This is a genomic window from Methanoregula sp., assembly GCF_035543475.1.
Taxonomy (GTDB): domain Archaea; phylum Halobacteriota; class Methanomicrobia; order Methanomicrobiales; family Methanospirillaceae; genus Methanoregula.
The window spans coordinates 20,110-37,779 of the sequence record NZ_DATKKA010000033.1 but is presented as its reverse complement, the minus strand read 5'-3'; the positions used below and the strand labels follow the sequence as shown (position 1 = coordinate 37,779).

General features: G+C 60.1%; 19 protein-coding genes. 8 read left to right on the top strand and 11 right to left on the bottom strand.

Going from position 1 to position 17,670, the window contains the following annotated elements:
• Positions 1–4 precede the first annotated feature (4 nt).
• Positions 5–580: a type 1 glutamine amidotransferase gene (locus VMS83_RS10735; RefSeq protein WP_325412631.1), complete on the bottom strand. Its 576-nt coding sequence runs from the start codon at positions 578–580 to the stop codon at positions 5–7.
• Positions 577–1,257 (bottom strand): diphthine--ammonia ligase, encoded by a 681-nt coding sequence (locus VMS83_RS10730; RefSeq protein ID WP_325412629.1) that lies wholly within the window; start codon positions 1,255–1,257, stop codon positions 577–579. The genes VMS83_RS10735 and VMS83_RS10730 overlap by 4 nt, the downstream gene beginning before the upstream one ends.
• Before the next feature lie 269 nt (positions 1,258–1,526).
• Here VMS83_RS10730 and VMS83_RS10725 point away from each other — a divergent pair, with 269 nt between their 5' ends.
• On the top strand, positions 1,527–3,839 hold the full coding sequence (locus VMS83_RS10725) for a cation:dicarboxylate symporter family transporter (RefSeq protein ID WP_325412627.1): 2,313 nt from the start codon (positions 1,527–1,529) through the stop codon (positions 3,837–3,839).
• A 103-nt stretch (positions 3,840–3,942) separates the two neighbouring features.
• On the opposite strand, the gene fhcD is transcribed toward VMS83_RS10725, so the two are convergent.
• The 3 genes from fhcD to VMS83_RS10710 form a co-directional block, all read right to left on the bottom strand.
• The gene (fhcD, locus tag VMS83_RS10720) at positions 3,943–4,833 is read right to left on the bottom strand and encodes a formylmethanofuran--tetrahydromethanopterin N-formyltransferase (protein ID WP_325412625.1); all 891 of its coding nucleotides are present in this window, start codon (positions 4,831–4,833) and stop codon (positions 3,943–3,945) included.
• Complete coding sequence (locus VMS83_RS10715; protein WP_325412623.1) at positions 4,805–5,407, bottom strand: 5-formyltetrahydrofolate cyclo-ligase; 603 nt, start codon at positions 5,405–5,407, stop codon at positions 4,805–4,807. The genes fhcD and VMS83_RS10715 overlap by 29 nt, the downstream gene beginning before the upstream one ends.
• A 178-nt stretch (positions 5,408–5,585) precedes the next feature.
• Complete coding sequence (locus tag VMS83_RS10710) at positions 5,586–6,221, bottom strand: class I SAM-dependent methyltransferase (protein WP_325412621.1); 636 nt, start codon at positions 6,219–6,221, stop codon at positions 5,586–5,588.
• Positions 6,222–6,398: 177 nt separating this feature from the next.
• Here VMS83_RS10710 and VMS83_RS10705 point away from each other — a divergent pair, with 177 nt between their 5' ends.
• The 4 genes from VMS83_RS10705 to VMS83_RS10695 all read left to right on the top strand — a co-directional run bounded on the left by VMS83_RS10705 (position 6,399) and on the right by VMS83_RS10695 (position 7,750).
• The gene (locus tag VMS83_RS10705) at positions 6,399–6,938 is read left to right on the top strand and encodes a GNAT family N-acetyltransferase (protein ID WP_325412618.1); all 540 of its coding nucleotides are present in this window, start codon (positions 6,399–6,401) and stop codon (positions 6,936–6,938) included.
• Between the two features lie 147 nt (positions 6,939–7,085).
• Positions 7,086–7,265 carry a hypothetical protein gene (locus VMS83_RS10700; protein ID WP_325412616.1) on the top strand — a complete coding sequence of 60 codons (180 nt, stop codon included), beginning with the start codon at positions 7,086–7,088 and terminating at the stop codon, positions 7,263–7,265.
• Between the two features lie 48 nt (positions 7,266–7,313).
• Positions 7,314–7,562, top strand: a complete 249-nt coding sequence (locus tag VMS83_RS10970; protein WP_414674918.1) for a LemA family protein — start codon at positions 7,314–7,316, stop codon at positions 7,560–7,562.
• 17 nt (positions 7,563–7,579) lie between these two features.
• Entirely contained in the window at positions 7,580–7,750 is a 171-nt protein-coding gene (locus VMS83_RS10695; RefSeq protein WP_325412688.1) for a LemA family protein, read from the top strand.
• A 19-nt stretch (positions 7,751–7,769) separates the two neighbouring features.
• Here VMS83_RS10695 and VMS83_RS10690 read toward each other — a convergent pair whose 3' ends face one another.
• Positions 7,770–8,075: a putative quinol monooxygenase gene (locus VMS83_RS10690; protein WP_325412614.1), complete on the bottom strand. Its 306-nt coding sequence runs from the start codon at positions 8,073–8,075 to the stop codon at positions 7,770–7,772.
• Positions 8,076–8,207: 132 nt separating this feature from the next.
• On the opposite strand from VMS83_RS10690, the gene VMS83_RS10685 reads away from it, so the two are divergent.
• Positions 8,208–9,668 (top strand): MFS transporter, encoded by a 1,461-nt coding sequence (locus VMS83_RS10685; RefSeq protein WP_325412612.1) that lies wholly within the window; start codon positions 8,208–8,210, stop codon positions 9,666–9,668.
• Here VMS83_RS10685 and VMS83_RS10680 read toward each other — a convergent pair.
• Positions 9,665–11,050 (bottom strand): PAS domain-containing protein, encoded by a 1,386-nt coding sequence (locus VMS83_RS10680; RefSeq protein WP_325412610.1) that lies wholly within the window; start codon positions 11,048–11,050, stop codon positions 9,665–9,667. The two genes, VMS83_RS10685 and VMS83_RS10680, sit on opposite strands and share 4 nt — an antisense overlap.
• Before the next feature lie 125 nt (positions 11,051–11,175).
• Positions 11,176–11,598 carry a YkgJ family cysteine cluster protein gene (locus VMS83_RS10675; RefSeq protein WP_325412608.1) on the bottom strand — a complete coding sequence of 141 codons (423 nt, stop codon included), beginning with the start codon at positions 11,596–11,598 and terminating at the stop codon, positions 11,176–11,178.
• A gap of 113 nt (positions 11,599–11,711) precedes the next feature.
• Between VMS83_RS10675 and VMS83_RS10670 the strand changes: the two genes are divergently transcribed.
• Entirely contained in the window at positions 11,712–13,928 is a 2,217-nt protein-coding gene (locus tag VMS83_RS10670) for a tetratricopeptide repeat protein (protein ID WP_325412606.1), read from the top strand.
• Between the two features lie 21 nt (positions 13,929–13,949).
• Here VMS83_RS10670 and VMS83_RS10665 read toward each other — a convergent pair whose 3' ends face one another.
• Both VMS83_RS10665 and VMS83_RS10660 read right to left on the bottom strand, forming a co-directional pair.
• Complete coding sequence (locus VMS83_RS10665; RefSeq protein ID WP_325412604.1) at positions 13,950–15,221, bottom strand: sensor histidine kinase; 1,272 nt, start codon at positions 15,219–15,221, stop codon at positions 13,950–13,952.
• 84 nt (positions 15,222–15,305) lie between these two features.
• Positions 15,306–16,241 (bottom strand): DNA adenine methylase, encoded by a 936-nt coding sequence (locus tag VMS83_RS10660; RefSeq protein WP_325412602.1) that lies wholly within the window; start codon positions 16,239–16,241, stop codon positions 15,306–15,308.
• A 206-nt stretch (positions 16,242–16,447) separates the two neighbouring features.
• Here VMS83_RS10660 and VMS83_RS10655 point away from each other — a divergent pair, with 206 nt between their 5' ends.
• Positions 16,448–16,813 (top strand): hypothetical protein, encoded by a 366-nt coding sequence (locus VMS83_RS10655; RefSeq protein WP_325412600.1) that lies wholly within the window; start codon positions 16,448–16,450, stop codon positions 16,811–16,813.
• Here the strand turns inward: VMS83_RS10655 and VMS83_RS10650 are convergent, their stop codons facing one another.
• Positions 16,814–17,515, bottom strand: coding sequence for a hypothetical protein (locus VMS83_RS10650; protein ID WP_325412598.1), 702 nt, complete (start codon positions 17,513–17,515; stop codon positions 16,814–16,816).
• Positions 17,516–17,670 lie beyond the last annotated feature (155 nt).

Sequence of the window (17,670 nt, the reverse complement as noted above, 5' to 3'; positions counted from 1 at the left end):
ACGGTCAGCGGGAAATTTCCTGCTTTCGGCAGTAACTGCAGAACCGCTCCACCACGGCATCGTTCCTGACCTCGGGGTGGAACATGACACCGAAGAGCGGGCGGTCCGGGTGGCGGACGGCCTGGACGCACCGGTCCGAGACCGCGGTCACCACCCAGCCGGGGGGAGGGTCGCAGGCAAAGGAGTGGAGCTCGTACGCCTCGAATGCGGGTTTTTCGGGAAGGAGCGGGTCGGGACACGTGACCTGGACCGTGGTCATCCCGATCTCGCACGCCGGCCGGAGGGCGCCCCCGTGCACAAGGCAGAGGGCCTGCATACCGGCGCAGATCCCAAGCACCGGCACAGACGTATCGCGGAGCCAGAGGAATGCCCCTGATTGTTCTGAGAATGAATTATCCGAGAGCGCCGTCCCGCAGAGGATGATCCCCCGGGCATCACGAAGGTCGGCGTTTCGGATTTCCGAAAAGTGAGCTTCGCGCCATTGCTCCCCGGCGCGGGAGACAATCCGGGCCACCGGGCCCACGAACTCGTCACGGGAAAGGGATGCAGGTTTCCACGAGAGATCCACAAGGAGGATCATTTTGCCTCCAGCACGGCCTGTGTTACCCGGAAAAAGCCCCGGTAGCTGGCGTACTCTTTCTCCGCTTTTTTTATCGCGATCCGCCGGGAAAAGACCGGGGCGTCAAGGACAAGCGTCTCGTACTCCCCTCCCTCACCGGTGAGGGTGATCCGGTGCGATCGCACGTACTTCTGTAAGTCCGAGAGTGCATCCGCGTCAATCTCCCTTCCCAGCCAGTCCGCGGAGAACGGGGCGGCAAAGACCCCGGTGATGACCACCCGGAAACCGGCGGCAAGGAGGCTCTCCATGTACGTATCCGGGTCCGTGTACCAGAGCGGGTTGAAGCACCAGAGGCCGAGGTCCCGGCAGATCCGCTGGACCCGTGTAGCCTGGTACACGGAGAGGAGGGCGCCGGTCACCACGCCTTCAATGCCGTACTGCTCCACGGCCGTGCGGATGGCGCAGGCAAGATCGGCAAGCTCGGCCTCCTTCTCCCCCGCCGTCTCCACGGTGACGAGGGGAAGACCGGCGGCCTCTGCCTGGAGGGGTACGAGGTGGGTGTTGGGGGTGTGGAACATGTAGCTCTCCTCGTTTCCGGACCGGATCGAGATGAGGCAGGCGACCTCCTCTTTCTCCATCGCGCGGTAACACGCGTACCACGAGTCCTTACCCCCGGAACAGAGCACCCCGAGTTTCATCCCGGATGTATTCGGCAGTCAAGCCACATGAATCTCTCCCCCTGAAACGGTACTGCCGGTAATAGAGGCAGCCGGATGGCGGGGTTCCGGTTACTGTTAAATAATGACGGATGTAATAATCGTTTATTGCCTGACGCCCGGCTTTCATCAGGTGCCGGATCATGCTCGTGTGCATGGACCCGGTTCTCTTTCCGGCGTTTTTGAGGTTGCATTGTAAACCGCGACCCGGATCGATCGTGCACCCGCAGCCCCGGGAAGGAAGAATCACCATGAGACTGCCCCGCCTTAATCTTACAAGCTGGATACTGGTGGGGTTCATCCTCGGAATACTCACCGGCCTCTTTTTTGGCGACCTCACATCCGTGATGAGACCGGCGAGCGACGCCTTCATCAAGATCTGGCAGATCACGATCCTGCCTTCCGTTGCACTCTCCCTTATTGTCGGTATCGGGAGCCTGAAGCGGGACACGGCAAAACAGATCGCGGTCAAGGCAATCCTGGTTCTCCTCCTGATCTGGGCGATCTGCATCATCGGGTATTTCTCGTTCCAGCTCGCGTTTCCCCCCCGCGTGCAGGCCTCGTTTTTCAGCACCCAGTTCCTGACCCCGGTGACCGATGTCAACCTCCTCGACCTGTTCATACCGTCAAACCCGTTCCTCTCCCTCTCGGACGGGATCATCCCTGCCACCGTCCTCTTCTGCCTGTTCCTGGGTTTTGCCCTGATGCTGGATGACGGGAGCGGGCCGATCGTGAGCATCCTGCGGACCTTGCTGCGTGCCCTCGAACGGATGACACACATCATCTCCCTGACCTTCCCGGTCGGCATCTTCGTTATCACGGCCGTGACGGCCGGGACCCTGACCTTCGAGAATTTCCTGGACCTCCAGGTCTTCATTGTCACCCTCGCGGTTGCCGCAGTCCTGCTCGGCCTCATTGCCATGCCCCTGCTGGTCACCTGTTTTACCACGTTCCGGTACCGGGACATCCTTGCCGCTTCCTCGCGGGCCATGCTCCTGGCCTTCTCGACCGGCACCGAATTCATCACCCTGCCGCTCATCTCCGAAGGGGTGGAGAAGCTCTTCCAGGGCCGGGCCGGGGAGACCGGCAACGGTAATATAGATGACGAGGCCGGTGACCGGGATCGCGGTACACTCGGCGGGACCGGTACCAGCTCGGCCGGAGATCCCAAAGGAGTCCCGGCCCCGGGCAAGGACCCGGGAGATGTACGGTCGCTCAGCGAGATCATGGTACCCGTGGCCTATACCTTCCCGCTCCTCGGCGGGTTCGTTCCCTTCCTCTTCATCCTTTTCGTATCCTGGATGTACAAGGACCCTCTCGGTTTCATCGGGGAGCTCAAACTTATCGCGATCGGGATCCCCAGCTTCTTCGGCTCATCGAAGGCCTCGGTTATCTCGCTCCTGAACCTGATGCACCTCCCAGCAGACGCGAATAACCTGTACGTCAGTTCGGGGATCCTCCGGCAGGCTTTCGTGGCCCCCCTGAGCGTCATCTCGATATTCTCGCTCTCCACCATCACGATCGCCCTCTCCACGAACCGGGCCCGGTTCCGGTGGAAAAGGGCAGTCATGTGCCTCATCGGGGTCGTCCTGCTTGCCGCAATCGCGATCGCCGGGCTGCACGCGGGATTTACCTACCTGCTGGCCGGTACCTATCACGGGAGCGACAAGATCTCGCAGATCGAGCTGCCCCTGGATCCGGCGGGGAACCGGCTGGACAGTGTCATAAACACGACCGTGTACCTGAACCGGGAGGACGTCCCGCCCGTTGCTCCCCCTCCCTCTGTCGGGAGGGACGAGATCCGGGAGATCCGCGATCGGGGCGTGCTCCGTGTCGGGTACAACAGCAACAATGTCCCGTTTGTGTTCTTCAACGGCAAGGGCGAACTGGTGGGATACGACGTGGAGATGGCCTATGACCTGGCCCGGACCTTAAATGTCTCCCGGATCGCGTTCGTCCCTATCACGGGGACCAACCTTGCCGAATCACTCGACAGCGGCTACTGCGACATTGCCATGTCCGCAGTCGTGGTGACCCCGGACCGGCTCGACCAGATGAAATTCACCGACCCGACCGTCACCGTCCACCTGGCGTTCGTTGTCCCTGACGGGAACAAGGATACGTATACGCAGCTGGACGATGTGCAGAAGATGGACGGCCTCCGGGTCGCCGTCTACAACAACACGGCGCTTGTCGGCGTTGCCCACCAGCTCCTCCCCCGAGCAACCATTGTCCCGATCGACACAAAGGAGGATTTCTTCGTGGGCGGGAAGGCCGATGTCCTCCTGATTCCTGCCGAGGAAGGGTATACCCTGACCCTGCAGTACCCGCTCTTCGATGTGGCCATTATCCAGCCCAGCGACTCCTACCAGATGATGTACGCGTACCCGGTAGCCAAGGAGAGCAGCGACTCCTATCTCCTCGCGCTCGATTACTGGCTCCGGACGGAGAAGGACTACGGGATGCTCGATGCGAAGTACAATTACTGGGTGCTCGGAGAGATTCCGTCTGTAACGGAACCCCGCTGGTCCGTGATCCGTAACGAGCTGCACTGGGTAACGTGACCGTCTTCGCCCTTTAGCGGCCGTAATTCGAGCAGCCCCGGACATAAAAGATGCCGCTGCCTCGGGAAAAAAGCGCGATGGCCGGAAGAGTCATGCAAAAAAATTACCGGAGGATCCCGTGCAGGTTTATCCGGTACTGGCCAAGTTTTCCCTCAAAGTTCGAAGCACCGATACAGAGGACATTTCCGGTTGCTGCAGCGGCACGGATCCCCTCCCGCATTGCACCCGCAACGGTCGTCTCATCCATGCCGTTTATCACGATCTCGTACACGGCGCCCACACCATCAGGGACCAGTGAGTCCGGGATCCGGCCTTTCAGGACCGGGCACCAGCGGTGGTTCGTGCTCGCCGGCATCGGGAACCGGTAGTTCCTGCACCCGACCTTCGACCCGCTCCCGACAATGCCCCCGGGAAAACTGGCAATGATCCCGGGCATCCCCGCGATCCTTTCCATCGCCGCCTCCGCCCCGGCAAGTGCCGCGGCCCGGTCTTTTGCCATGACAAGGAAGTTTCCCCCGGCAATTCCCTTCACAAGGCCGAAGCGCTCCTCGCCCGTATACCAGCCCTCCATCACCGGGATCTTCCAGCACTGCCGGCCGCCCACCGTGCAGCGTTCCTCGTAGGTGTCGCCAAAATAGTGCATCCGGGTGTAGAACCGGTCTTTCGCATCCGGGAGTCCATCGAACGCGGACGCGGTCGGTACCGGGAGGATGCACTGGCTGATCCGGGCCGCCACCTGCGCCTTCATTGCCTTCTTCTCCGTGCAGATGAGAATCGCGTACCCGGACCGCCTATCCGGGGTTTCACCCGGGGAGAGTTCCCGCTCGATCCCGGCCTCACAGGGACAGCCGATCTTCGATGTCGCAAACCCCGTGGCCTCGGTCGCGGCTGCGAGCGCCCAGTCCGGCGTCTCCGCGGTCACGAGGACCCGGGAGATCCAGACCGGGAATGCCTCGGCAAAGGTGTCAGTTATGACGGCCCCGTCGATCTCCATGGCGCCCTCCCCCGCCTTCGTACACGATCCCCTCCTCGGTGACGATCAGGTCCATCTTCACATCGTTCTCATCGGTCGGCAGGTCTTCCATCTCCTGGCAGCCGAATGCTACACCTATCTTGAAGAGGTCGGGATGTTTCGACAGAAACCGGTCATAGTATCCGGCCCCGTACCCGATCCTCCCCCCGGCGCGGTCAAAACCGAGCATCGGGAGAATAATGATATCCACGTCTTCGGGGTCAGCCGGGATCTCGTTCCCGATCGGCTCGGGCACCCCGAACGTGCTCGGCACAAGCGCTCCAAGGTCCTTGAGGTACGAGAGCCGGAGGCTCACGTCCTCTTTCTGGATGATCGGGACGACCACGGGATTACCCTGTTGAAACAGCGCAAGGATCAGCGGCTTTGTGTTGACCTCCTTTTCCTTGGAGGTAAAGACCATCACCGTTTCACCTTCCGCCACGAGCAGCATCAGGTGGCGGGTGATGTACCCGCTCTTCTCCCGGCGCTCCTCCGGCGCCATCGCCTCTTTTCTGGCACGCAGGATGGCCCGCACCCGGGTCTTCTCATCGCTCATGGGCAGTTGTACCACACCGGCGTATTTATGGCCTTGGGTTCGCCCGGTCCGGCAGTACCCGGGAGCCAGCCACCGGTCACGGATAAGGTAACAGGACCTGCTCAGGAAGGGCCTGCTCAGGATACCTGTTTTTGAAAAAATGGATTTGCTGGGGAACGCACGATCCCCGGTGCGGATCTTATGCCTTCTTTGTTGCGGTCATCAGGAAAACGGTAAACATCCGGACTTCCCCGGACGGCCCGGGCTTGTGGACGATCGCGGCCGTCCGGTTCCGTATCTCCCCAAAGCCGGCGGCCTCAAGGCACTTCTGCATCGTGCACCGGTCAAAACCGTTGTGGAATACGCCCTCGGGAGAATCATGGAACTTCCCTTCATCGGAATCAAGGTCAGCGATCGCGATCCGGCCCCCGGGCCGGAGGACCCGGGCCATCTCTGCAAGGACCGGCCGGATATCCCTGAGGTGGTGGAAGGTCATGCTGCTTATCACCAGATCTGCCGGCCCGGGGAGCGGGTCCCCCTTCTCCACATCCACAAGAAGGGTCCGGATGTTTGCAAGGTTCTTTGCAGCAATCTTTGCGTCCAGCACCCCGAGCATCCCTTTCGAGCTGTCAACGGCAGTAACCGAGCGGACGGAAGGGAGGAGGGCAAGGGAGAGGAGACCGGTGCCGCACCCGAAGTCCACCACCTCAGTACCGAGACCCGGCCTGAGGGTATCCCGGATCGCACCTGCCACATCGTGTGCCATCTTTACCCGGCCCGGGTTCTCGTCCCACGTTGCCGCTGCCCCGTCAAAATCGCGTTGTTCTCCGGCCATAGGATAGGAAAGAGTTAGCCGGGATATGAGAAATAGCCCATGGATCGGCCGGGAGGCGCCCGAAAAAAGGGCCGGCCCGGAGCAGGGCGGAAACCGGCGTGGGGAAATATATAAGTGCAGGGTATATTCATTATCATTTACCAAAACCCGGGTAATCCTGGACGGTCGGGAGCCGGAATGCCGGAAACTGAAGTCGGGCAAGTCTCTTCGGGAAATGACGTGATTGCTGGAACGGAACAGGGAACAGTACGCCCGGTCTGCGACGGGGATCGCGGGGAGATCCTCTCGATCTTCAACCACTATGCCATCAACGGTTTTGCAGCGTACGCGGATAGACCGGTGAAAGAGGCGTACATTGCCGATCTTCTCCGGTTTGCCCACGCGTTCTATGTTGTCGACTCCCCGGAAGGGGTGATTGGGTTTGGGTTCTGCAAACCGTTCCTTCCCTTCCCGGCATTCTCAAAGACCGGAGAACTGAGCTATTTTATCCAGCCCGAGTACATGAACCAGGGGTTTGGGTCACTGCTCCTCTACCGGCTTATCCGGGAATCCCGTAAGAAAGGTATCACCATGCTGATCGCGCACATGGCCTCGTGGAACGAGGAGGGGATCCGGTTCCACAAAAAGCATGGGTTCTACGTGGCAGGACGCTTAAAAAACATCGGGGTAAAGTTTGAAGAGCCCTTCGACATTGTCCTGATGCAGAAAGCAATTTAACCGGGGCATCACCTTCCGGCCCGCTTTTTTCCCGTGGGGATAACCATCCGGTTATCCGGTATACCCGGGAGGGACGGTCAGAGAACTTTTCCTATCGGCCCAATACATAAAGAAAACCGGGTAACGACTTTTTCAGGGTACCACACCATGACAACACTACCTGTAAAAGGAGGATCGTTCCTGAAAATTTTCCGGTGCGAACACTGCAAAAAACCCTGCATGCTCACCACGCTCGACAGCGGGGAGATGAAGTTCTGCCCGGTGGACCAGAGACCCGTGGACTGGAAGCAGGTCAACCGGGAAGAGACCGCGGTATGCGCCCGGTAAGAAGAAGGGAGAAGAGACCCGGCCGGTTACTTTCCGGCCCGGGCAAACATCGATGTGTTCCTCAAAAAACGGCTGGACCTGATCCCGGAACGGGTGGCGGTCGTCAGCGGCTACGTGAAGGATGAGCAGGGCGTGCTCACGGAGATCACGCGTATCCGCGCATCCGCCCTGCAGGCGGAGAAGGCGGAAGGGAAATCAGGCCGTGAGTGCATCTCTAAAACCTGTCTTTGCACTTGCGGAAAATTACCCGGACCACAAAGGCAAGCGCCAGCTTCCTTGCGCTGCAAAAGGAGCTGACCGCGCTTGAAGGCTAGATCGCGCTCCGTCGGGAATTTTACAACGATTCAGTGATGATCCATAACACCCGGCTCCAGACCATCCCCGGCCGGTTCGTCGCCGGTCCCCTGCGGTTTTTGCCGCGGGAATATTTCACGGTAAAAGAGCCGGTGGAGAAGCTGGCCAGGATCCGGATTGTGACAGGGTAAGAGGGCGTTACCGGCCTGCTCAAAGCCTGACCTGTTGTGCCGAAAGGACCGTGTACACGATGAGATGTATCGGGACCGCGTGGCATCCTGTGGTCCGGGCAAAGTAGTCCTGCATGTGGGGCCGGGCGAGGTGGTCATCGAGATGGCGCTGGCTCTCCCATTCCTCGATAAAATGAAATATTTTCGGATCGGCACTGTCGGCAACCAGTTCGTACCGGGTGCACCCGTCCTCTTTTTCTACAACCGGGATGATCCTTTTTGTCTCCCGGAGAAAATCCTCCCGCCGTTCTGGCAGGATGGTACACTTCGCATCGACAAGAAGCATGTCTTGTTTCCCTCCCCTTTTGGGGCTCTGACCCGGCGCCGGCCTGTTTTTGATCCCGGGCTCTGACCGGTGATCAGGTAGTCCTCTCCCGCTCCATATACCTGCCGTTTCCGGGCAGTTACGGGGGAAAATGTGCAGGAACCGGATCTGTTGCACTTATTACCCGAAAAACGGTACTCCTCATTCAGGATTACCGGGCAGCAGGTCCGGAAGCGTGCAGGAATTGCGGGGAGGAAGATCTGGATGAGCAAAGAGACCACACCGGCATCCGCCGGAACGCCGGACCCGGTAACCGATATGGATGTGGCAGCCCTTGACCGGAAGATCTGGTGGCGGATCATCCCCTTCGCCCTTGCACTCTACGTGGTAAGCATCCTCGACCGGGTCAATATCGGCTATGCGGCCCTGACCATGAACGCGGATCTCGGCATCGACCCGTTCCTCTTCGGGGCGGTCTCGGGGATCTTTTTTGTGAGTTACATTATCTTCGAGGTCCCGAGCAACCAGTACCTGGCTCGGACCGGGGCACGGGTCTGGCTGTTCCGGATCATGGCCAGCTGGGGAGTCATTGCCGTGCTGATGGCGCTGGTAACTTCCCCCCTTGAACTCGGTATCCTCCGGTTCCTTCTTGGCGCTGCCGAAGCCGGTTTTGCCCCGGGGCTTGTCCTGTACCTCTCTTTCTGGTTCCGCAAAGAGGTCCTGGCAAAAGCGCTCGCGGTCTTCTTTATGGCGATACCACTCGCGATGCTGATCGCATCCCCGGTCTCGGCGGTTATCCTCTCCCATGTCGCCTGGTTCGGGATGGCCGGGTGGCGCTGGCTTTTTGTCCTCGAAGGACTTCCCGCCATCATCCTTGGCTGCGCGATCCTCGTCTGCCTCCCGGACCTCCCCGAAAAAGCGGTCTGGCTGACCGGCGCCGAACGGTCATGGCTGGCTCCCCTCCTTGAGGGTAAGCGGGTGCACGACGAGACCGGAACAAAGATCCCGCTCCGGGGATTGGTGGCATTACCCGGGGTCGGACTCCTTTGCGCGGCCTCGTTCCTGGTCGGGCTGTTCCTGACCGGCCTCCTCTTCTGGATCCCGCAGATCGTGGCGTCCTCGGGACTCTCCGGCTCGATCGAACAGACCGGCCTTTTCGTGATGATGCCTTATGCCCTCTCGGTCATCGTTATGTACGCCTGGTCACGCCACTCGGACAGGACCGGGGACCGGCGCCTTCACGTGGCAGTCCCGCTCTTTCTTGCCGCGGTCTTCCTTGTCGCCCTCGCCCTCCCGCACGGGGGAGCCGGGCCCGGTTTTCTCATCCTCTCCTGCGCGATCGCGGCCTGCTATGCGGCCTATGCACCGTTCTTTGCCCTCACCCTTGATCTCTTCCCGCCGGCGCTCCGGGCATCCGGCACGGCACTGGTCAACACCATCGCTTCCGTGGGAGCACTCGCCGGGCCGCTCGTCTTTGGCCTTGCCGGTGGCAGGCTCACCGGGACACTCCCCCTTGTGCTCTTTCTCCTGCTCGGGGCAGCACTCATCGCCTGTGCAATTCTGCTGGCCAAAAACGGGAAGACGGGCACGCGGGGGCTGAAGGTAAACAATTAAGGGTTATTTCCGGCCGGAAACCGGTACACTCCCCGGGGCACGGTGAACTCGAACCGGACACCCTGCCCGACAATACCGGTCTCCCGGATCGTGATACCGGTGATCTCGAGAATCTCCTGCGCAAGAAAGAGACCGATCGCTTTGGTCTTCTGGAAATCCGGCGAGAAGATCTCTTCCTTGATCTTTTCCGGGATCCCGACACCATCGTCTTCGTAGATGAGCGTAATGCTCCCGGGCCCCACGGTATACCGGAGCGTCACCTGCGTTGCCTTCTTCCCATGGAACAGCGTGTTTTCGGCAAGGATCACCAGGACCTGCTCCAGCAGCGGGTCAGCAAAGATCTCAAGGCCGTCCAGCCGGATATCATGTTTAATCGAGAGGAAGTCCAGGTGCGAGATGGCCAGGAGGAAGACCTGGCGTACGTCCTGCCATGCCGGGGGCTTGAGCCCGAGGTTCTGGTAGGCCTGGGCAAACTTCAGGGACCGGGTGATTTTGGAGAGGAGTTCGTCTTCCTTTGCAAACGCCGACCGGATCGAGTCTTCTTTTACCCGCTCCCTGACGAACTGCTGGAACCCCCAGAGGGTAAAGACCGAGTTCTGGATCTCGTTGAAGGTGACATAGTTGAGGAGGTAGAGCTTCTTTTTGGCCTGCTCGAGCGCCTTCTGCTCCCGCATCCGATCGGTGATCTCCCGGACCACATGCACGGCCGAGATCAGGTTTCCTTTGCTGTCAAAGACCGGGTCCACGGTGATCTGGAGCCAGCCGGCGTGCTGCAGTGACTGGAGATCAATAGTCTCCCTCTTTTTGGTTACCAGCATGCGCAGGCGGGGGCACGAGGGAACAGGGCATGCAGATCCGTGAACAAGGTCGTGACATTTTCGTCCGATGGCCTGTTCCGGGGGGATCCCGAGCAGGGGTTCGATACTCCGGTTTGTCCGGAGGATCCGGCCATCCGGGTCGATCAGGCAGATCCAGTCGGATATCGAGTTGTAGGTAATCTCCCATTCCGCCTGGCTGAGGGCAAGGGCCTCGTTCTGGATCCGTAGTTCCTCTTCACGCTCCCGGAGCCGATCGTTTGCAGTCCGCAGCTCCTCGTTTTTCTCCTCCCATTGCCGGGTGAAGTGGCGGATAAGCAGGAACAAAAGGAGCGTGGTGACGATGATAAAAACCGTGCCCTTGATCGAGGAGATGAGGATAAGTTCCTGCCGGGGTACGGGAAGGGAGAGGAAGAGGTTGTCCGAGAAGATGATCCAGAGAAACCCGAAGACAAAATAGACAAGGCATATCCTGACCGGGGCCATGGCAAAGATCCGGCCCAAGCCACCCACGGGGCGAGATATATTCTGACCCGGGCGCTCCTTTTCCGGCGTTTCAGATTCCATTTCTATCCTTCGGGATATTATTTTCAACGGATGAATAATACCTTCTGCAGCCTTCGCTAAAAAGGCTGCCGTTTTTTCCCGGGGTCTGATCCACGGCGGTGCGAGAAACTCCCGGTCTTTTTCGTTCAAAAACGTACCAGGGGTTGTTTCCTTCGTGCAAGGCTTTTGCACCGGTTAAAACAGGTCTCCCCCCAGATCCATGGCTGGTACGTGCAGCACATCTCGGGTTTTACGGTATGGATGCCGCAGAGGTACCGCTCTTTTGCCACCCTGCGCAGGAACGGGCAGACCGTGACATACCCGCCGGTCTCCGGGTCGCGCATCTCGAAGACTGCCACGTTCCCGAGGTCTTCTGCAGAGAGTTCAGTACAGGGGACGGGCGAGTTTCCCCCGGTTACATAGGCAACGAACCAGCGCAGGATATCGGTCCGGCCCTGCTCGATCCAGAGATAGACATTTGCGGCGGTTGGTGCGATACCGGGGCCGAAGATCCGGCAGCAGAGCCCGCACTGCTCGCACGGCTCTTCTTCAGGAGGAGACTCGTCCATTGCGCTTCCAGTTTTATTCACCCGGCCGCAGCATAAGGGTTTGCCGGTCATGCAGGCACCGTGAGAGGGTGGGACAGAAAAGTTCATGACACGGTACACAAAGAAGCGTGCATATGGCTGATGCGCTCAGCTGGTACCTCTCCGGGATGCGCCTCCAGAAAGAGGACCAGCAGGAGGAAGCACTGAGCGCGTTTGTCCAGTCTGTCACCCTTGACCCGTCCAATGCCGGGGCATGGGCCGGCAGGGGCATGGCCGAGGCCCGACTCGGGGAGTACCAGGACGCAATCCGCTCGTTTGACCGCGCCCTGGCTCTCGGAGACGAAAACCCTTTTATCTGGTACAGCCGCGGCCTTGCCTTCCATCTTCTCGGGGAGGAGAACGAGGCGGTTGTTTCGTACCGCCGGGCCATCGCCGCGGACGCGAAAAACCCTCTCTCGTGGACAGGTCTTGGCGATGCCCTGCGCACCCTGGAGCGGTACGCGAGCGCCCGCGAGGCCTACCAGGAGGCACTCGGAAATGCCCCGGAAACTCCTGTCGCACTTCTGGGCCTGGGCATGATCGCGTTCGAACTTGCCGAGTACCCGCAGGCCGAAGAGTTCTGTACGAAAATCCTTACCCTTGACCCGGCACACGTGGCAGCGCTGACCCTGCTGGGCATGACGCTCGTAGAAGAGAAGCACCACCACCGGGCGATAACAACTTTTGACCGGGCCTTGGCTGCGGACCCGCAGTTTGCGCCGGCAGTCTCCGGCAAGGCTGCGGCACTCTGCGAGCTGGGCAGTTTTGCCGATGCGTTGCAGCTCTTCAACAGGGCCCTCGATCTCGACCCTGCCCTCCCTGACGCATGGCTGGGAAAAGGTATGGCGCTGGGAAAACTCGGCAGGCACAATTCTGCCATGCTGGCTTTTGACCAGGTGCTGGCGCTCGAACCGGACTGCGCGGCAGCCTGGTATGCCGAGGGCCCAGTATATCGTTTCGCGGGCCGGCTCGAGGGAAGAGTCCCGGGCATCGGGCGCATGCCGCCACCGGTAAAAGGTGTTGTGGGTGCAGGGGCGAGTCCCGGAGCGGACCTGATGCAATCGGAGCTGTACGAGGATGCGGTCCGCTCGTTTGACCGGGAACTCGGTGAGGACCGGCAGTCCGCGGTCCTCTGGTGCAACCGGGGATTAGCGCTTGATGCTATGGGTCGGCACCACGAGGCAATCATCTCGTACACAAATGCGCTCAACATCGATCCCCGCATGGCAGCAGCCTGGTACAACCGCGGGCTCGCGGAGAGCGATCTCGGGCAGGACGAGACAGCGCTCGAATCCCTCGACCATGCCGCAGCACTCGATCCCGGATCCGCCCTGGTCTGGATGGCAAAGGCAAACGTGTACCATGCGCTGTACCTCTTCGAGGAGGAGCTGGTGGCCTGCACCACAGCGATAGAAAAAGATCCGGACCTGGCTATTGCCTGGCACAACCGCGGGGTGATCCTGTACCGGATGAACCGGATACGCGAATCAATCGATTCGTTCGATCAGGCCGCTGCAATCGATCCAAAACGGGCAGCGGGTTGGTACAACAAGGCCGTTCTGCAATGCCGCGATGGTGCCTTCGAACCTGCGCTTGAGTCATTCGACCGGGCCCTCGCAGCCGATCCCCGGCACGCGCTCTCGTGGTTCTGCGAGAGCCTGGCCCTGGTCAACCTGGGCCGGACCAGCCCCGGGAAAAAGGCATTTATCCGGGCAACCGGGCTCATGCACGGCCTCTCGCTCCAGCGCCGCATCCAGGGCGGGGCGATCTTTGTTGTCCCGAAAAACCATGTCTATGCTCGACAACTCGACCGGCGGGCCCGGCCCTTTCCGGACCCGGCCGGTTACTGGTTCGGGGCGGGGACCAGGCTGTTCCACGAACAGAAAAATGCCCCGGCCATTGCTGCTTTCCGGCGGGCGCTTGCCCTCAACCCGGAGCATGCCCGGGCCTGGTCGTACCTTGCCCAGGCCTGTGCCCGGATCGGCAGGTTCACCCAGGCGCTCGAGGCCTATGGCCACGCGATCGCTATCGATCCCCTCAACGCCGCGGTCTGGAACAACAAGGGGCTGATCCACCGGCGGCTGCATGAAGAGGAGCAGGCCATTGCCTCGTTCCGGCGCGCCCTTGCAATCGATCCGGCGCATTTTAATGGCTGGTACAACCTCGGCCTGGTCTTCATCGACCAGCAGAAGTACGGGGAGGCCGGGGAGGCGTTCGATCGCGCCCTTGCCCTGAGGCCGGGAGATCCACGGGCGTCAGGAAGGAGAAACTACGTGACAGTCGCGGCAGGCCCGTCCGCAAAAACACCCTGATAACCGCATCAAACTCCGGGTCTACCGGTAACGGTACGCACCGGCCGGCACCGCAATCTCGAAACGTGCACCCTTTCCCGCGGTCCCGTTCTCGCTGATCGTAATCCCGGTGATGGCAAGGATGTCCCGTATCAAAAAGAGGCCAAGGCCGGTGTTCTTCCCGAACCCTCTCAGGAAGACCTTTTCTTTCTCCTCATCCGGTACACCGGGCCCGTTGTCCTCGTAGGTCAGCAGGAGATACCCGTCTTTTTTTTCAGCGGCGAGCCGGATCCGGGGATGGGCACCGGCGTAGCGCAGGGAATTTTCAAAAAGATTGAAGAACACCTTTTCAAGCAGCGGGTCTGCATAGATTTCCAGGTTGCTGCAGGAGGCATCAAGGATCACGTCGCCAATCTTCAGCGGCATCCGCGCCCGCTGAACCGTCTGGGTAAGATCCTGCCACTGCGGCGATTTCACCCCGATCGTCTGGTAATCGTAAGAGAACGCGATCTGGGCATGGATCGTATCGATCACCTGCTCCCCCCGTGCAAGGTATTTTTTGGCGGACATATCGGTGGACTGTTCGTCCGCAAGGTCAAGGAGGGAATGCAGGACTGTCAGCTGGTTGAGAATATCATGGCGGGTGATGTCGTTGAGCAGGTTCAGTTTCCGGTTGACCGTTTCGATATGCTTCTCGGCATTTTTCCGGTCGGTGATATCGGATGAGATGATCGTGACAGCAACAACCTCGTTTCTCTCCGGATCAATGACCGGGTAGAATTTTCTCAGAAAATACCCGCCGTCCTTCTCGTACTCATCCTGGAACGGACGTTTTGTGGCCAGTACCGTCTCTATCCCTTTCTCAAAAAGCCGGGTCTCGGCAGGCGAATGGAAGTCCGCATACTTCTTCCCGGCATAAGCCTGGGGTGAAAGACCGCTCCGGACCAGGTGCCGGGTGTTGATGAGGAGATACCGGGTTTCCCGGTCAACAGTATAGATGGAGTCCTCGACCGATTCAACAAAAGAGCGGTACTGCATCTCGGAACGGCGCAGGTTCTCTTCCGCCTCCTGCCGGAGCCGGAGCTCTTCTTTGGTCTTCTGGCGCTCGTGGTACGCGGACCGGAGCGGGAAGAAGACAAGGACAACGGACAGGGCGCTGGTAAAAACGATCGTGACCCCGTGGGATTCCCAGAGGGTAATATCGGGATTGAGGGTTTGCTTGGCAAGCTCGAAGAAGAACATGAGAACGACCATTGCCGCAAACACCATGGCGAGCATCCGGTACAGCCCTTCCGGCTCCTGCGAGCGTGACATAATGACAAAGAAGAAATTGCATATTGGTTACATAAGCGTTCCCCCCGGCATCCCGCCATGCAGATGAAAAATCGGGGGATACCCTCACGGAGAGTAGTTGGTGATCAGGAGTTCGCTCACCGCGCCGCGCAGGGAGCCGTTGCAGTTGATCATCCGTTTTGCCGGGACCCGCCGTATGGTAAAACCGTCGTAGAGATCATCGAAGAAGGAGTCATTCGGGTCCTCACCGGCGGGGTCTGAATTGCTCAGCATGACAAAGGCCCCTTTCCGGTCCAGTTCCCGGAAGAAACGGGACAGGCGCACCTGGTCGGTATCGGAGAATCCGCCCCGGGCATAGGCGGTAAACGAGGAGGTCGCGTTCAGGGGCCGGTAGGGCGGGTCGAGATACACGAAGGTCTGGTCGTCCACAAAACGCCGGCACCGGGTGAAATCGCCGCAGAGGATCCGTGTCGCGGCAAGAAGGGAGGATACCTCCTGGAGATTCTCTGCGTTCAGGATCTCGGGGTTCCGGTACCGCCCGAACGGGACATTGAATCCCCCGTCCCTGTTTACCCGGAAGAGGCCGTTGTAGCAGGTGTGGTTCAGGAAGATGATCTGCGCAGCCCGGGCAATCCAGCGTGAGGTATACCGGGAAAAACTGAGAGCAGCACGCTCCCGGTTGAACGCATCCCGGATTTCGTAATAGTATGCCTCCTGCCGGGGACCGGAAAGAGCGAAATATTCGGATTCAAGTGTTGCAAGCTCACTGACCAGGCGGGGAAGGGAGTTCCGGATCACCCGGTAAGTGAGCACCAGTTCCCCGTTGATGTCGCAGATTGTGGACTCCTCAACGGGAAAGGATCGCTCGAGGGCAAAAAAGACCGCCCCTCCCCCGACAAACGGTTCCACGTACCGGACAATACGCCGGTCCCTGAGCGCCGCACGCGGCAGGTACCGGTCAAACTCGCCGAGTAACTGCGATTTTCCCCCGGCCCATTTCAGGAAGGGCCGCGGCCCGGAAGATCGTCCCTGTCGTGCCATGGAAAGATACGGCTTGTCCGCTGCTCTTTAGGTTGGTGCTCCTCGGTTATCATAGCTGGGATGCGGATCGGCCATCCCTTTCGCCTGACTCCTCCCCCGCTCTGCCTTTGTACCCGGGACAGGTATAGCCGGTTCCGGTTGTACGATGTCCAACCAAAAACCTGATGGGAAGGTACCGTGCAAATGGATCCCTGATGAGCTCATCCATGATATGCCACGCCGTTGTCCCGGTCCGGATGACCAGCCTATTTCTCCTTTTCCTGCTCTGTATTCCTGCGGCCATTGCAGTCTCCGGACCCGGGGTAACGGCCGCCGGGTTGAATGTGACGAACGTGTCGCTGGAGAATGCCACCTTTCCCGCAGAATACCGCCAGACCCCGGCACCGCTCTTTATCGGTTTTTCCACCAGCGGGCCGCTATCCGGCGCCCCGAAAGGGGAGATGGCGGGCGTACCCCGCGAAATCGGTTTTTCGGTGAACCCTGCAGAGATCGTGGCCGCGGTTCTGGTCATCGCGGGTGCGGCTGCCCTGTATTTCGTGAGACGCCGGGGAGGAAAGGACCGGGGCAGGTGATTACCCGATCTCCCTTTCGCCGGTACCCACAAAGGAGATGCTTACCCGGGGGGTGAGGCTGCAGGACGGGTCGCGACCCGTTACGGACCTGCAGCTCTTTTCAGAGACCAGCAGGGAAAACGGCATCAGGCCGGAGTCTGCAGGGGCCGGATCCACCGGAGTCCCGTTTTCGAAAAGGACAACGGAGGGGACAGGGGGATTACCCGGCGCCGGGACCGTCTCCAGCACGAGGGACAGGCCGGAAAGTCCCAGCGAGTCGAACCGGACCTTCCCGATCGCGGAGAGCGCACGATCCGCATCGATCGGAAGGGGGTCGGGAGTCATGCCGGGCCGTTCCGGGTAAGAGAGCCCGTCCAGCCAGCCGCAGGCATCCGGGGTCTTCCGGTACGCGAGCTGGTACAGCCGGCCGCTCCCGTTCCGGGTCCCGGAAATGCCAAGATCGATGGATAACGGGACACCGTCAGGTCCAATCCCGGCCCGGAACATCACCAGCCGGCCCGGGACGGGATCGCTTCCGGCCCGGGCCATCAGCGCCTCCGGATAACCGGAGAGCCAGTCGCCACCGGATGCCGGCATGATGCAGACGCTCTCGCGGGGAAGCACCAGATCCGAGCTGTAGCCGGCCAGCTCCGTACCGGCAATGATCAGGGCGATAAAAGCCGCTGCGCCCAGCACCAGTTCGTTCCTGCCTAAAGAGACCATGAGCGTTCCTGCTGTTCCCCCGTCTCTCTTCCGGTAGGGATAATGCTGGCGTTGGGTGAAAAATATCCTGCAGTGAACGGCGGGTACAGGATTTTTCCATCCTCTGCGCCCGTAAAACTGGAAAAGGGCACCGGAGCAGAATAGATCGATTTTTA

Coding starts and splice junctions, on each gene's coding strand:
- VMS83_RS10650 (WP_325412598.1), bottom strand. CDS start 17,515: ATGGTCTCTTTAGGCAGGAACGAACTGGTGCTGGGCGCAGCGGCTTTT.
- VMS83_RS10735 (WP_325412631.1), bottom strand. CDS start 580: ATGATCCTCCTTGTGGATCTCTCGTGGAAACCTGCATCCCTTTCCCGT.
- VMS83_RS10665 (WP_325412604.1), bottom strand. CDS start 15,221: ATGTCACGCTCGCAGGAGCCGGAAGGGCTGTACCGGATGCTCGCCATG.
- VMS83_RS10690 (WP_325412614.1), bottom strand. CDS start 8,075: ATGCTTCTTGTCGATGCGAAGTGTACCATCCTGCCAGAACGGCGGGAG.
- VMS83_RS10655 (WP_325412600.1), top strand. CDS start 16,448: ATGATATGCCACGCCGTTGTCCCGGTCCGGATGACCAGCCTATTTCTC.
- VMS83_RS10700 (WP_325412616.1), top strand. CDS start 7,086: ATGACAACACTACCTGTAAAAGGAGGATCGTTCCTGAAAATTTTCCGG.
- VMS83_RS10675 (WP_325412608.1), bottom strand. CDS start 11,598: ATGGACGAGTCTCCTCCTGAAGAAGAGCCGTGCGAGCAGTGCGGGCTC.
- VMS83_RS10680 (WP_325412610.1), bottom strand. CDS start 11,050: ATGGAATCTGAAACGCCGGAAAAGGAGCGCCCGGGTCAGAATATATCT.
- VMS83_RS10710 (WP_325412621.1), bottom strand. CDS start 6,221: ATGGCCGGAGAACAACGCGATTTTGACGGGGCAGCGGCAACGTGGGAC.
- VMS83_RS10715 (WP_325412623.1), bottom strand. CDS start 5,407: ATGAGCGATGAGAAGACCCGGGTGCGGGCCATCCTGCGTGCCAGAAAA.
- VMS83_RS10670 (WP_325412606.1), top strand. CDS start 11,712: ATGGCTGATGCGCTCAGCTGGTACCTCTCCGGGATGCGCCTCCAGAAA.
- VMS83_RS10725 (WP_325412627.1), top strand. CDS start 1,527: ATGAGACTGCCCCGCCTTAATCTTACAAGCTGGATACTGGTGGGGTTC.
- VMS83_RS10705 (WP_325412618.1), top strand. CDS start 6,399: ATGCCGGAAACTGAAGTCGGGCAAGTCTCTTCGGGAAATGACGTGATT.
- VMS83_RS10660 (WP_325412602.1), bottom strand. CDS start 16,241: ATGGCACGACAGGGACGATCTTCCGGGCCGCGGCCCTTCCTGAAATGG.
- fhcD (WP_325412625.1), bottom strand. CDS start 4,833: ATGGAGATCGACGGGGCCGTCATAACTGACACCTTTGCCGAGGCATTC.
- VMS83_RS10730 (WP_325412629.1), bottom strand. CDS start 1,257: ATGAAACTCGGGGTGCTCTGTTCCGGGGGTAAGGACTCGTGGTACGCG.